The organism is Variovorax boronicumulans, assembly GCF_030812215.1.
GTDB lineage: Bacteria > Pseudomonadota > Gammaproteobacteria > Burkholderiales > Burkholderiaceae_C > Variovorax > Variovorax boronicumulans_C.
The window spans coordinates 535,102-548,448 of sequence record NZ_JAUSSG010000004.1 but is presented as its reverse complement, the minus strand read 5'-3'; the positions used below and the strand labels follow the sequence as shown (position 1 = coordinate 548,448).

Sequence of the window (13,347 nt, the reverse complement as noted above, 5' to 3'; positions counted from 1 at the left end):
GAGCAAGTGGTCAGGTTATGCAAGCGACGTGCCAGTCCGGATGCACCGCCGTGGTGATTTCCCTGGATTTCCTGGCCGGGCCCGGCGAGCCGCGCCCCCGCGCCCTGCGTGCAGGCGTGGCCGGGTCAGCCTTCGAGCGCCGGCGCGTCGCCCGCCATGCCAAGGCTCCAGAGCCGCAGCGCCACGTGGATCTCCAGCGCCCGGCTTGCGTTGCCCCAGTGGCCCAGCAATTCCTCCACGCTCGCGAGCCGCTGCCGCACCGTGTTGACGTGGATGCCCATGCGTGCCGCGGTCGTCTTCGCGTTCTGGTTGTTGTCGAAATAGGCCAGCAGCGTGGCCGTCAGTTCCGATCCGCGCTTCCTGTCGTGGCCCATCACAGCGCCGATGGTTGCATTCAGGAAGGTGTTCAGGCTCGCCTGATCGTGCGTCTCGAACAGCACCGAGTACAGCGCCATCTCGTTCTGCCCGACGATGTGGCCGCGCATGCCCAGGCGGCCCAGCACCGCGAGCGCGCGCCGCAGCGTCGCGTACAGGGCCGGCATTTCCGCGGGCGTTCGCACCGGCCTCGACAGCACGCCCCGGTAGGCATCGCCGAGTTCGCGGCTGGCGAACGCGGTGAATTGCGCCAGGACGTCCTGCGCCTTCGTCGCGCCGCACACGATGGCCAGCGCCCCGTCGACTTCGTCCATCACCAGGTCGGACAGGGGCGCGCCGGTCCTGAGGCGCCGCGCCCAGAAGCCCGGCCGCGGCTGCTCCATCTCGACCACCATCAGCGAGATCGGCTGCGAAAGATCGAGGCCAAAGCGTTCGGCGCGGTCCTGCGTGAGGGCCGGCTCGTCCTGCCTGGGCGAGATGAGCGTGTGCAGCAGCGCCGAGACATCGCGGCTCTTGCTCGCTTCCACGCGCTCCTGCGACAGCAGCACGACGCCGATGACGCTCGAGCTTCGCTCGAAGGTGCGCACCGAGATGTCGCGCAGGTCGTCGTGCCGAAAGAGCAGCACCGCGCCGAGCACGTCGTTGCCGCCGATCACCGCGATCGCGCGGCACAGCTCGCCGTCGCGCGTGTAGGCGACCGCCGAGCGGCCGGCCTGGCGGCTCTCGCGCAGCGCCTGCGCCAGCGCGGCGCTGTGCGCGTCGTGCGGCGCATAGGCATCGGCCGCCGTGCCGGTATAGCCCGGCGCGGTGGCCCGGCCGATCACTTCGCTGGCTTCGTCGAGCACCAGCACGCTGCCGTTCAGGAGCTGCGCGACCGACTCGCACAGCGCGCCGAGCGAGGCGCCCTTCGCGAGCAGCGAAGTCAACTGTTCGTGCGCCTCCGCCGCCTCCTGCACATCGCGCGCATGCCGCTCGAGTTCAGCGCGCGCCAGGTCCGCGTTCTCCAGCGCCGTCTTCGCTTCCGCGAAGGCCTTGGCGTTGTTGATGGCGACCGCCGCATGCGTGGCGAGCGTGCAGAGGATCGACACGTTCAGCGCCGTGTGCGTGCGGTGGTAGCGGTCGGCCACGAAGAGCAGGCCGATCACGTTGTCGTCGCACATCAGCGGCGCGCCGACCAGCGCCGCGACGCCTTCGTCCCTGAAGGTGTCGTCCAGCGCCGGGTCGTGCGCGAAGCGGTTGTCGTGCAGGTAGTCGGGCGTGAAGAAGGGCAGGCGCGTGGACATCACGATCCCCGCGACGCCCAGGTTCCTGCCTGCGGTCATCTTGCCGGTGCGGTCGGAGATGGCGCCGTCGGCCACGACCACCTGGAACTCGCCGCTCGCCGTGTCGTAGATCGTGAGCCAGCACAGGTGCGCTCCCATCAGCTTGCGCGCGCGGCTCACGATGGCTTTCAGCAAGCCCGCGAGATCCAGGCGGCTCGACAGGTCCTGCGCGGATTCGATCACCGCGAGCATGCCGCGTTCGCGCTGCTCGTGAAGCTCGAGCCGGTTGCGCAGCGCCATGGCCATGCGCACCAGTTCCACCAGCCCGGGCTTGCGCTGCAGCGCATCGGGCAGCGACTCCACATGCGCGAGACAGGCGGCGAACTCCTCGGCGGATGCGTTTCGGTGCAGGAGGCCGATGAGATCGGGTGCGATCTCGTCGCCTGTCTGGCCCAGCGACGGGCCGTTCGTTCGCTTTCGTTCGTGGGGCGATGCCGGCATAGGGCGCGAAGGCTAGCAGAACGATGCGCGCATGGGCATGGGCCCAAGCCCTAGTTCGCGCGGGTGCGCGCCGCGTGCGCCATGGATCACATCGCACGGGCTTCGGATGTGTGTTTGCCGCACATAGGTTTCGGCGAGCGGCATCCGGACACTTGCCGTGCCGAACCGTTCACAAGAGACATCACCACACATCCCATGAGCATCATCGATTCACTGCGGCCCGCGCCCGGCCTGCGCGTGCTGGTCACCGCGGGCGGCTCGGGCATCGGCGCGGCCGTTGCCCGCGCCTTCCGCGAAACCGGCGCGCGCGTGCATGTGTGCGACATCGATCGCGGCGCCCTCGACCGCCTGGCCGTCGAGGCGCCGGAGATCACCTCGAGCATGGCGGATGCCTCGGTGCCCGACGACGTCGACCTCGTCTTCGACGACGTGCAGGGCGCGCTCGGCGGCCTGGACGTGCTGGTGAGCAACGTCGGCATCGCCGGGCCGACCGGCGCGATCCAGGACCTGAGCCGCGGCGACTGGGAACGCACGGTCGACGTGAACCTCAACAGCCAGTTCTATTTCGCCCAGCGCGCCGTGCCCTTGCTCCGGCAGTCCGCGCAGAACCCGTGCCTCATCGCGATGAGCTCGGTCGCTGGCCGGCTCGGCTATGCGTTCCGCACGCCGTATGCCGCCACCAAGTGGGCCATCGTCGGCCTCATGAAATCGCTGGCGATCGAGCTCGGCCCGCACGGCGTGCGCGTCAACGCCATCCTTCCGGGCACAGTGGAAGGCGAGCGCATGAACAGCGTGATCGGTGCGCGCGCGGCGACCGCGGGCGTGTCGGTGGAGGCGATGCGCGCGCAGTACCTGCAGAAGATCTCGCTGCGCCGCATGGTCACGCTGGACGACGTGGCGGCGATGGCGCTCTTTCTCTCTTCGCCTGCGGCGCGCAACGTGACCGGCCAGGCGATCAGCGTCGACGGGAACATGGAATACCTCTGACCCCGGCGTGGCCGCTGCATCGCCTTTCGATTTCCTTTTCATAAAAAGCATGGAGACATCAATGCACAAGTTCAACGCACTCGCCTTCGCCCTCGTTCCCGCGGTGGGCCTTCTCTGCGGCGCCGCCTCGACCGCATCGGCCGCGCCGGTCAAGATCGGCGTGCTCGAAACACTCTCGGGTCCGCAGGCCTCGTCGGGACAGGCCTACCGCGCGGCCGTTCGCTACGCCATCGACCAGATCAACGCCGCGGGCGGCTGGAACGGCGAACCGGTGCAGCTTCTGGAGTACGACAACCAGGGCGGGCCCGCAGGCGCGGCCGACAAGCTCAAGGCGGCGGCAGCGGACGGCGTGCAGCTGATCGTGCAGGGCGCCTCGTCGGCCATCGGCGGGCAGATCACCGAGGACGTGCGCAAGTACAACCTGCGCAATCCCGGCAAGGAAATGGTCTACCTGAACGTCGGCGCCGAAGCGCTGGAGCTCACGGGCGAGAAGTGCAATTTCCATCACTTCCGCTTCGGCGGCGATCCGCAGGTGCGCACCAAGGCGCTCGTGAGCGCGATGAAGCAGGCCAATGCGCTGGGCACCAAGGTCTACTCGATCAACCAGAACTACTCCTGGGGCCAGGACATGGAGAAGGCCATCGCCGACAACGCGGCGGCGGGCGGCTACCAGGTGGTCGAGAAGACGCTGCACGACGTCAACAAGGTGCAGGACTTCGCGCCCTACGTCGCGAAGATCGCCGCGTCGAAGGCCGACTCGGTGCTCACCGGCAACTGGTCCAACGACCTGCTGCTCCTGATGAAGGCCTCGAAGTCGGCGGGCCTCAAGGCACGCTTCGGCACGGTCTACCTCGACCAGCCGGGCAACCTCGCCAACGCCGGCGATCTGGCGGTCGGACATTTCGTCGTGCAGACCTTCAACCCGGAAGCGGGCGGCGCCGAAGGCGAGCGATTCGTCAACGACTACAAGGCCAAGACCGGCCACGTGCCGGTGTTCATCGAACCGCAAACCGTCTTCGGCATGGCCATGGTGGCCGACGCATTGAAGCGCACCAAGCCCGAAGGCGGCGCGCTCAACGTGAATGCCTTCGCGAAGGCGCTGGAGGCCACCACCATCAAGACGCCGATGGGCGAGATGAGCATGCGCGCCGCGGACCACCAGGCGCAGCTGCCGATGGTGGTGTCCACCGTCACCAAGGATGCGAAGTTCAAGGTCGACGACACCGACATGGGCTTCAAGCCGGTCAAGCGCTTCACCGCGCAGGAAGCCTCGACGCCCGCACAGGCCAGCTGCGCGATGAAGCGGCCCGGCTGAGCCCCGCGCATTCCCTGAACTTTCACCGGGCCGGCGGAGCGAAGGCGCCCCGGCCGGCGCAGCTTCGGCTGCCCCCGAGAAAACCTATGGACCAGATCATCGTTTCCCTCATGAACGGCGTCATCTACGGCTTGCTGCTGTTCATGGTGTCCGCCGGGCTCACGCTCATCTTCGGAATGATGGGCGTGCTCAATTTCGCGCACGCCTCGTTCTACATGCTCGGGGCGTACTTCGCGTACACGCTGCAGGGCGCGATCGGCTTCTGGCTCGCGCTGGTCGTCTCGCCGGTGCTCGTGGGGCTGGTGGGCGTGGTGGTCGAGCGCTTCTTCCTTCGGCGGGTGCACCACCACGGCCATGCGCACGAGCTGCTGCTGACCTTCGGCCTCTCGTTCATCGTGGCCGAGTCGATCAAGCTCTTCTTCGGCAACTTCCCGGTCGACTACCGCGTTCCCGCGGCGCTCGATGTGTCGGCCTTCACCGTCGGCGGCTCGCAGTACCCGGTGTACCGCCTCCTGATGGGCGGCGTGGCCATCGCGATGTTCGTGGTCATCTACCTGCTGCTGACGCGCACGCGCGTGGGCATCGTGGTGCGCTCGGCCATCTACAAGCCGCGCATGGCGGAGGCGCTGGGCCACAACGTGCCGCTGGTGTTCATGGGCGTCTTCGGGGTGGGCGCGGCGCTCGCGGGCCTCGCGGGCGCGGTGGCCGGCGCGTTCTACACGACCAACCCCAACATGGCGCTCGAACTCGGCGTGATGGTGTTCGTGGTGGTCGTGGTCGGCGGGCTGGGCTCGCTCGGCGGCGCGATGCTGGCCTCGCTGCTGATCGGCGTGGTCACTTCGCTGGCCGTCGGCGTGGACCGGAGCCTTGCCGATCTGTTCGCGCTCTTCGGCGCTGGCGAGTGGGCCACGAGCGTTGGCGGCCTGATGACGCTGAAGATCTCCAGCCTGTCCGCGACCATTCCGTTCGCGCTGATGCTGCTGATCCTGCTCGTTCGGCCCAGCGGCCTGATGGGCGAGAAGGCGTGATGCGATGAAGACGGCCCTTCTCCTCGTCCTCGCGGGCGTCGCCGCGCTCGCCGCGCTGCCGTTCCTGCTGTCGCAGGGGCTGCTGAACGCGGCCATCCAGATGCTCATCGCCGCGCTGTTCGCGAGCGCCTACAACCTGCTGTGCGGCCAGGCCGGCATGCTGTCGTTCGGGCATGCGGCCTACTTCGGCGTCGGTGCGTTCGGCACGGTGCATGCGATGAACGCCATCGGCGGCGCGGGGCTCCTGCCCACGCCCTTGATGCCGCTCGCGGGCGCCGCCTGCGGCCTGGTCTTCGGCGGCATCGCGGGCTGGTTCGCAACGAAGCGCACCGGCACCTACTTCGCGATGATCACGCTCGCCATCGCCGAGCTGGTGCACTCGCTCGCGCCGCACCTCAAGGGCCTCTTCGGCGGCGAGGCCGGCGTGTCCACCATGCGCATGCCGGCATGGGGGCTGGATTTCGGATCGACCACGCAGGTGTACTACCTGACGCTCTGCTGGGTGCTGCTGTCGGTCGGGCTGTTGTACCTCTTCACGCGCACGCCCATGGGGCGGCTCGCCTACGGCCTGCGCGAAAACAGCCACCGGCTGCGCTTCCTCGGCTACAACGTGCACGGCCTGGGCATGGGGGTGTTCGCGATCTCGGCGATGTTCTCGGGCATCGCGGGCGGCCTGCAGGTGGTGTCCAACGAATCGGCGAACTACGTGGTGTTCGATCCGGCGCTCTCGGCCGCCGTCGTGCTCAACACCTACATCGGCGGCGTGAAGGTGTTCCTCGGCCCCGCATTCGGCGCGGCGCTCATGACCTTCTTCGGCTATGCCGTCTCCGACCTCACCCAGTCGTGGCTGCTCTACCAGGGCATCCTATTCGTGCTCGTGATGATGTTCATGCCCTCGGGGCTCGCCGGCCTCATCGGCATGGCAGGCCAGCTGCGCCAGCGCATCGGCATCGCGCGCCTGATGCCGCTCTTGCTGCTGTCGATCGCCGCCGCGGTGCTGCTGAGCATGGGCGGTGCATTCGCGGTCGAGATGCTGCAGCGCATCTTCTCGCAGGACTACCGCGCGATGGCCAAGCTCGCCGCGGGCGGTGCCTGGCCGCCGGTCACGCTGCTTGCCCGCGCCTGGTCGCCCACGGCGGTGGCGACGTGGGCGGTGCCGGTGGCGCTCATCGGCGCGGGCGCCTTGCTCGCGTGGATCGGGCAGCGACAACTCAAGCAGGCCACCGAGCGCGCGGGAGGTGCCGCATGAACGATCCGATCCTCAGCATCCGCGGGCTGCGCAAGTCTTTCGGCCCGACGGAAATCATGCGGGGCGTGGACCTCGACCTGCTCGGCACCGAGAGGCATGCGCTCATCGGCCCCAACGGCGCGGGCAAGTCCACGCTCTTCCATCTCATCTCGGGGCATCTCGCGCCGAGCGCCGGCACGGTCCGTTTCGACGGGCATTCCATCGGCGGCCGAACGCCGCAGGCGATCAACCGGCTGGGCCTTGCGCGCTCGTTCCAGATCACCAACATCTTTCCGAAACTCACCGTCTTCGAGAACATCCGGCTTGCTGTGATGCGTCCGCACGGTCTCGCGTACGCGTTCTGGAAATTCATCGACAGCGACCGGCGCGTCCGCGAAGAGACCTGCCGGTTGCTGGAGCTGGTGCGGCTGACGAGCCGGGCAGGCGCCATCGCCGGCGAGATGGCGTACTCCGAACAGCGCTCGCTCGAGATCGCGATGACGCTCGCCTCCGACCCGAAGGTGATCTTGCTGGACGAACCGATGGCGGGCATGTCGAACGAGGAAACGCACTACACCGCCGAACTGATCCTCGAAGTGACCAAGGGGCGGGCGCTGATGCTGGTGGAGCACGACATGGACGTGGTGTTCTCGCTCAGCGACCGCATCAGCGTGCTGGTCTACGGCCAGGTGATCGCGACCGGCACGCCCGACGAGATCCGCGCCAACGCGAGCGTGAAGGAAGCCTATCTGGGCGAGGAGGTGGCCGCATGAGCGCCGCAACCGAAACCCTGCTGCAGGTCGAGGACCTGCACGCCCACTACGGCAAGAGCCACATCCTGCATGGCGTGAACCTGCAGGTCGCGCGCAACGAAGTCGTCAGCCTGCTCGGACGCAACGGCTCCGGCCGCTCAACCACGATGAAGGCGGTCATGGGGCTGGTCGCGCCGACTTCCGGCCACATCCGGCTTCAGGGCCGCGAACTCGCGGGCGCAAGGCCCTACGCCATCTGCCGCGCCGGCATCGGCTACGTGCCCGAAGAGCGCGAGGTGTTCGCCAACCTCACGGTCGACGAGAACCTGCGCATGGGCGAGCAGACGCCGGTGCCCGGCGCGCACCGCTGGCGCATCGAGGAGATGTTCGACTACTTCCCGCGCCTCAAGGAACGCCGCAACACCAAGGCCGGCAGCATGTCCGGCGGCGAGCAGCAGATGCTCACGATGTGCCGCTCGCTGCTGGGCAATCCGCTGGTGCTGCTGGTCGACGAACCCACCGAGGGCCTTGCGCCCAAGATCGTCGCGCAGGTCGCCGAATGCATCCGCGACATGCACCGCAAGGGCGTCTCGGTCGTGCTGGTCGAGCAGAAGCTGGCCATTGCGCTGAAGGTCTCCACGCGGGTGTGCGTGATGGGGCACGGGCGCATCGTCTTCGAGGGCACGCCGCAGGAACTGACGACCAACGAGAAGCTCGTGGCCGAGTGGCTCGCGGTCTGACGCCTCTCTTTTCTTTCCATTCACCGCTGCGAATCCCGACATGGCAACGACAACTCCCCAAGACAAGGTCATCATTTCCTGCGCGGTCACCGGCTCCGTCCACACGCCGACGATGTCCGAGCACCTGGCGCTCACGCCCGACCAGATCGCCGAGCAATCGATCGAGGCCGCGGAGGCGGGCGCCGCCATCCTGCACCTGCATGCGCGCGACCCGAAGGACGGCCGGCCCTCGGCCGATCCGAAGATCTTCGATGCCTTCGTGCCGCGCATCCGCGACGCCACCGATGCGGTCATCAACATCACCACCGGCGGCAGCACGCGCATGACGCTCGAGGAGCGCCTGGCCTATCCGCTGCAGGCCAAGCCCGAGATGTGCTCGCTGAACATGGGCTCGATGAACTTCTCGATCCATCCGGCGGCGCGGCGCATCGCCGAGTGGAAGCACGAATGGGAGAAGCCGTACGTCGAAGGCATGGAGGACCTGATCTTTCGCAACACCTTCCGCGACATCAAGCACATCCTGAAGGTGCTGGGCGAAGACTGCGGCACGCGTTTCGAGTTCGAGTGCTATGACGTCGGCCACCTCTACAACCTCGCGCACTTCGTGGACGAAGGCCTCATCAAGGGGCCGCTCTTCATCCAGAGCATCTACGGCATCCTGGGCGGCCTCGGGCCGGACCCGGAAAACCTCGTGGTGATGCGCACCACCGCCGACCGGCTCTTCGGCCGCAACGGCTACCGCTTCTCGATCCTTGGCGCGGGCCGCCACCAGATGCCGCTTTTGACTATGGGCGCGGTGATGGGCGGCAATGTGCGCGTCGGCCTGGAAGACAGCCTCTACCTGGCCAAGGGCCAGCTCGCGAAGTCCTGCGCCGAGCAGGTGCGCAAGATCCGCCGGATTCTGGAAGAGCTCTCGCTCGAGATCGCCACGCCCGACGAGGCGCGCGCGATGCTGGGCTTGAAGGGCCGCGACGCGGTCGCGTTCTGAGCGCCCGCGCGAAACAAGCCATTCACATCAATCAGGAGTAGCAATGAAGAAGTTCTTGGACGGCCGCGTGGCCATCGTCACGGGGGCCGGCAGCGGCCTGGGCAAGGCGCATGCGATGGCGCTCGCCCGGCACGGCGCCCGCGTCGTGGTCAACGATGTGGCGGGCCGGCACGAAGGCTCGCCGGGGCGGGCGGTGGCCGACGAGATCGTGCGGGCCGGGGGCCTGGCCATCGCGGACGGCGGCGACGTCACCGATTTCGCGCAGATGGAGCAGATGGCCGCGCGCGCCATCGGCGAATGGGGCCGCATCGACATCCTGGTCAACAACGCGGGCGTGCTGCGCGACAAGACCTTCTCGAAGATGTCGCTCGACGATTTCCGGCGCGTGATGGACGTGCACCTGATGGGCACCGTCCACTGCGTGAAAGCGGTGTGGGAGCACATGCGCGAGCGCCGGTACGGGCGCATCGTGATGACGACCTCTTCGTCGGGCCTCTACGGCAACTTCGGCCAGTCGAACTACAGCGCCGCGAAGATGGCGCTCGTGGGCCTCATGCAGACGCTGGCGCTCGAAGGCGCGAAGCAGGACATCCGCGTGAACTGCCTCGCACCGACGGCGGCGACGGCCATGACCGAAGGCGTGCTGCCGCCCGAGGCGCTGGCCCGGCTCGCGCCGGACAACGTGAGCCCGGGGCTCGTGGCGCTGGTCGGCGAGGACGCGCCGACGCGCACCATCCTTCTTGCGGGCGCCGGCAGCTTCGAGAGCGCGAACGTCACGATGACGCAGGGCATCTTCATCGGCGACGCGGAAGACCCGGTGGCGCAGGTCCGTTCGCGCATGGAAGAAATCCTGGACCGCCAGGACGAGCGCGTGCCCGGCACGGGGTTCGAGCAGTACCAACTCGAACTGTCGAAGGCCGGCATCGAGATGGCACTGCCCGGCGCATAAGACGAGCGCGCACTGCGCGGCAAGGGTTTTCACGGCATGGGGGCACCACATCGGATTCGCCCCGCCGGTGTCGGGTTCGCACATTGGATTCATCGGGGCCCCGCGCGAGACTTTGCCGGGCCTCGAAAGAAGGCCGCGCAAGCAACCTACAAGGACATCGGAGACAGACCCATGAAATCCAGCAATCGAGACCTGGCCCTGGTGGCCGCGGCGTGCCTCGCGGCGACGGCCATGTTGGCCGGCTGCGGCGGTGGCGGCAATGGCGGCGGCGGCTTCCCGTTCGTTACCCTGCCCCCTGCCGCGCCACCGCCCGCGTCGCCGCCACCGGCCTCCCCGCCACCGCCTTCGCAGCCTGTCGCGCTCACCTGCGACCAACTGCAGGGCATGACCGTCCCCGCATCGGCCATCGGCCTGCCGACCTCCGGCGCCACCGTCACCTCCGTCAAGACGGTGGCCGCGAGCGGCAGCGGTGCGGCGGCCGTGCCCGAGTACTGCGAGGTCGCGGGCAAGATCGCGCCGGTCGACGTCACCGCACCCGACATCCTGTTCCGACTGGCGCTGCCCACGCGCTGGAACCAGAAGGTCGTCATGTTCGGCGGCGGTGGGTTCAACGGCACCATCCCGAGCGTCAAGAGCAATGTGCCCAACGGTCCCGTCGACCAGCCCACGCCGCTCGGCCGCGGCTACGCCACCTTCGCGAGCGACTCGGGCCACCAGGCCAATGCGCTCGGTTCGCAGGACGGCTCCTTCGGCCTGAACGACGAGGCCGTGCGCAACTTCGGCGGCGACGTGCTCAAGAAGGTGCACGACGTGGCGCTGTCGCTGGTGAAGGCGCGCTACGCCGCAAGCCCGGTGAAGGCGTATTTCGCCGGCGGCTCGACCGGCGGGCGCGAAGCGCTGACCGCGATCCAGCGCTGGCCCGCGGACTGGGACGGCGCGATCGCGTGGTATCCCGCGTGGAACGATGCGTCGGCGCTCCTGGCCGGGCATCGCATGAGCCGCGCGCTCGCGCAGCCGGGCGCCTATCCCAACGTGCCGAAGCGCGAGGTGCTCTACAAGGCCGCGATGGAGGCGTGCGATGCGCTCGACGGCGCCACCGACGGCCTCATCAGCAACCAGAACCTCTGCAACGCGCGCTTCGACCCGTCGACGGCCACGCTGGCCGGCGTTCCCCTGCGCTGCCCGGGCGGCGGCGACACCGGCAACACCTGCCTGTCGGATGCGCAGATCGCGGCACTGAAGACGATCGACACGCCAACCAACTTCAACTACCTGCTCGCGAGCGGGGAGACGCAGTACCCGGGCTACAACGTGTGGGGCGCCGACCTGGGCATCACCACCTGGCCCTCGCCGCTGGAGCCGGTGGTGACGTTCCTGGCGTTCGGCACCTCGCAGCCGGGGCGCCCGATGCCGGCGAGCGCGCCCTACATCAGCGTGCTCACCGACCAGTGGATCAAGTATTCGGTGACGCGCGATCCGCTCTACGACTCGCTCTCGCTCGACCCGGAAAACGCGGGCCCCTGGGCCAACCGCATCGGCGCGCTGAGCACGCAACTGGACGTCAGCACCGACATCTCCGCGTTCAAGGCGCGCGGCGGCAAGCTGCTGCTGGCCCACGGCCTGGCCGACGTGCTGGTGAGCACGCGCGCCACCGAGCAGTACTACCAGCGCCTGCAATCGCGGCTGGGGCTCGCGGAGGTCGATTCCTTCGTTCGCTACTACGAGGTCGCGGGCCTCGGCCATGCGGTGAGCAGCGTCTTCAATGCGACCTGGGATTCACTCACCGCGCTGGAGCAATGGGCCGAGAAGGGCACCGCCCCTACGGGGCAGGTGACGACCGACACGGCGGGCGTGCCCGGCCGCACCCGGCCGCTGTGCGACTACCCGAAGTGGCCGCAGTACAAGGGCGCCGGCGACCTGAACCTCGCGGCGTCCTTCCGCTGCGCCGACTGAGGCGTCGACGCGGGCCGGCTCAGGGCTTGCGGGGCGCGGGCAGCAGCCGCATGGCCAGTGCCGCCGCCGCCGTGCCGGTCGCGAGCCCGGTCACGCCGGCCCAGCCCCACTGCGCGAGTGCCAGTGCACCCAGCGCCGAGCCCGCCGCCATGCCGATGAACATGCTGGTGAACAGCACCGCATTCAGCCGGCTGCGCGCGCCGGGCTCGATGCCGTAGACGATGGTCTGGTGCGCGATCAGCGTGGCCTGCAGGCCGAGGTCGAAACCGACGGCCGCCAGCGCCAGCAGCCAGAGCTGGCCATGCGGCGTCATCAACGGCGCGAGGCCCATCGCGGCGAACGACACCACGGCCAGCCCGGCGCCCAGGCGCGTCACCAGCTGCGGCCCGCGCCGGTCGGCCAGGCGCCCGGCCAGCGGCGCCGCGAGCGCACCCGCCGCGCCAGCCAGCCCGAAGGCGCCGGCAGCGGCACTGCCGAGGTGGAAGGGCGCACCGTGCAGCATCACCGCCAGCGTCGACCAGAACGCGCTGAAGCCCACCGCCAGCAGCGCCTGTGCCAATGCGGCGCGGCGCAGCGCGCCATGGCGCGACCACAGCGTGCCCAGCGAACCGAGCAGCGCGCCGTAGGCCAGGTGCGTGGTCGGCCGGAAGCGCGGCAGCCCGCGCCAGGCGGCCGCACCGATGAGCGCGATGCTGGCCGCCGCCGCAATGAACATCGCGCGCCAGCCGAAATGCTCGGCGACGAAGCCGCTCACCACGCGCGACAGCAGGATGCCCAGCAGCAGCCCGGTCATCACCGTGCCGACGGTCTTGCCGCGCGAGGCTTCGGGTGCCAGCGTGGCGGCGGCGGGCACGATGTCCTGCGCCATCGTGGCCGCGAGGCCAATGGCGAGGCTGGCCGCGAGCAGCACGCCGATCGACGGCGCGGCACCGGCCACCAGCAGCGCGGCGCACAGGGCGGCTGCCTTGATCAGCACGATGCGGCGCCGGTCGAAACGGTCGCCCAGCGGCGCCAGCAGCAGGATGCCGAGCGCATACCCCAGTTGCGTCAGCGTGGGAATGAAGCCGACCGCGCGGGCGGAGGCCCCGATGTCGGCGCCCAGCACGCCCAGCATCGGCTGCGCGTAGTAGAGCGACGCCACCGACAGGCCCGCGCCGGTGGCCAGCAGCAGGACCAGCGAGGCCGGCAGCGCATGGCCGTCCGGGGCGGCGCCTGCGGGGGCATGCATTGTTTGAATGGAAGACATGGTGATAACCCTTGGTTTTCTGG

At 68.9% G+C, this 13,347-nt stretch carries 11 protein-coding genes; 9 read left to right on the top strand and 2 right to left on the bottom strand.

The window, feature by feature from the left end; all coding sequences use genetic code 11:
• Positions 1–125 precede the first annotated feature (125 nt).
• Positions 126–2,138 carry a helix-turn-helix domain-containing protein gene (locus J2W23_RS14530; RefSeq protein ID WP_307649223.1) on the bottom strand — a complete coding sequence of 671 codons (2,013 nt, stop codon included), beginning with the start codon at positions 2,136–2,138 and terminating at the stop codon, positions 126–128.
• Positions 2,139–2,333: 195 nt separating this feature from the next.
• Between J2W23_RS14530 and J2W23_RS14525 the strand changes: the two genes are divergently transcribed.
• The 9 genes from J2W23_RS14525 to J2W23_RS14485 all read left to right on the top strand — a co-directional run bounded on the left by J2W23_RS14525 (position 2,334) and on the right by J2W23_RS14485 (position 12,078).
• Positions 2,334–3,125, top strand: coding sequence for an SDR family oxidoreductase (locus J2W23_RS14525; protein ID WP_176661553.1), 792 nt, complete (start codon positions 2,334–2,336; stop codon positions 3,123–3,125).
• Positions 3,126–3,186: 61 nt separating this feature from the next.
• On the top strand, positions 3,187–4,440 hold the full coding sequence (locus tag J2W23_RS14520; protein WP_176661554.1) for a branched-chain amino acid ABC transporter substrate-binding protein: 1,254 nt from the start codon (positions 3,187–3,189) through the stop codon (positions 4,438–4,440).
• Positions 4,441–4,526: 86 nt separating this feature from the next.
• On the top strand, positions 4,527–5,468 hold the full coding sequence (locus J2W23_RS14515) for a branched-chain amino acid ABC transporter permease (protein WP_307649222.1): 942 nt from the start codon (positions 4,527–4,529) through the stop codon (positions 5,466–5,468).
• 4 nt (positions 5,469–5,472) lie between these two features.
• Positions 5,473–6,717, top strand: a complete 1,245-nt coding sequence (locus J2W23_RS14510) for a branched-chain amino acid ABC transporter permease (RefSeq protein ID WP_307649221.1) — start codon at positions 5,473–5,475, stop codon at positions 6,715–6,717.
• On the top strand, positions 6,714–7,469 hold the full coding sequence (locus tag J2W23_RS14505; RefSeq protein ID WP_307649220.1) for an ABC transporter ATP-binding protein: 756 nt from the start codon (positions 6,714–6,716) through the stop codon (positions 7,467–7,469). Before J2W23_RS14510 ends, J2W23_RS14505 begins: the two co-directional genes overlap by 4 nt.
• Entirely contained in the window at positions 7,466–8,188 is a 723-nt protein-coding gene (locus tag J2W23_RS14500) for an ABC transporter ATP-binding protein (protein ID WP_307649219.1), read from the top strand. Before J2W23_RS14505 ends, J2W23_RS14500 begins: the two co-directional genes overlap by 4 nt.
• 40 nt (positions 8,189–8,228) lie before the next feature.
• On the top strand, positions 8,229–9,176 hold the full coding sequence (locus tag J2W23_RS14495; protein WP_307649218.1) for a 3-keto-5-aminohexanoate cleavage protein: 948 nt from the start codon (positions 8,229–8,231) through the stop codon (positions 9,174–9,176).
• 43 nt (positions 9,177–9,219) lie between these two features.
• Positions 9,220–10,125: an SDR family NAD(P)-dependent oxidoreductase gene (locus J2W23_RS14490; RefSeq protein ID WP_307649217.1), complete on the top strand. Its 906-nt coding sequence runs from the start codon at positions 9,220–9,222 to the stop codon at positions 10,123–10,125.
• A gap of 171 nt (positions 10,126–10,296) precedes the next feature.
• Positions 10,297–12,078 (top strand): tannase/feruloyl esterase family alpha/beta hydrolase, encoded by a 1,782-nt coding sequence (locus J2W23_RS14485; RefSeq protein ID WP_307649216.1) that lies wholly within the window; start codon positions 10,297–10,299, stop codon positions 12,076–12,078.
• Between the two features lie 19 nt (positions 12,079–12,097).
• Here J2W23_RS14485 and J2W23_RS14480 read toward each other — a convergent pair whose 3' ends face one another.
• Positions 12,098–13,324 carry an MFS transporter gene (locus J2W23_RS14480; RefSeq protein WP_307649215.1) on the bottom strand — a complete coding sequence of 409 codons (1,227 nt, stop codon included), beginning with the start codon at positions 13,322–13,324 and terminating at the stop codon, positions 12,098–12,100.
• Between the last annotated feature and the right edge of the window lie 23 nt (positions 13,325–13,347).

Bases quoted from the DNA above. Each gene is read 5' to 3' on its own strand.
- J2W23_RS14530 (WP_307649223.1), bottom strand. From the start codon at position 2,138: ATGCCGGCATCGCCCCACGAACGAAAGCGAACGAACGGCCCGTCGCTG.
- J2W23_RS14525 (WP_176661553.1), top strand. From the start codon at position 2,334: ATGAGCATCATCGATTCACTGCGGCCCGCGCCCGGCCTGCGCGTGCTG.
- J2W23_RS14520 (WP_176661554.1), top strand. From the start codon at position 3,187: ATGCACAAGTTCAACGCACTCGCCTTCGCCCTCGTTCCCGCGGTGGGC.
- J2W23_RS14515 (WP_307649222.1), top strand. From the start codon at position 4,527: ATGGACCAGATCATCGTTTCCCTCATGAACGGCGTCATCTACGGCTTG.
- J2W23_RS14510 (WP_307649221.1), top strand. From the start codon at position 5,473: ATGAAGACGGCCCTTCTCCTCGTCCTCGCGGGCGTCGCCGCGCTCGCC.
- J2W23_RS14505 (WP_307649220.1), top strand. From the start codon at position 6,714: ATGAACGATCCGATCCTCAGCATCCGCGGGCTGCGCAAGTCTTTCGGC.
- J2W23_RS14500 (WP_307649219.1), top strand. From the start codon at position 7,466: ATGAGCGCCGCAACCGAAACCCTGCTGCAGGTCGAGGACCTGCACGCC.
- J2W23_RS14495 (WP_307649218.1), top strand. From the start codon at position 8,229: ATGGCAACGACAACTCCCCAAGACAAGGTCATCATTTCCTGCGCGGTC.
- J2W23_RS14490 (WP_307649217.1), top strand. From the start codon at position 9,220: ATGAAGAAGTTCTTGGACGGCCGCGTGGCCATCGTCACGGGGGCCGGC.
- J2W23_RS14485 (WP_307649216.1), top strand. From the start codon at position 10,297: ATGAAATCCAGCAATCGAGACCTGGCCCTGGTGGCCGCGGCGTGCCTC.
- J2W23_RS14480 (WP_307649215.1), bottom strand. From the start codon at position 13,324: ATGTCTTCCATTCAAACAATGCATGCCCCCGCAGGCGCCGCCCCGGAC.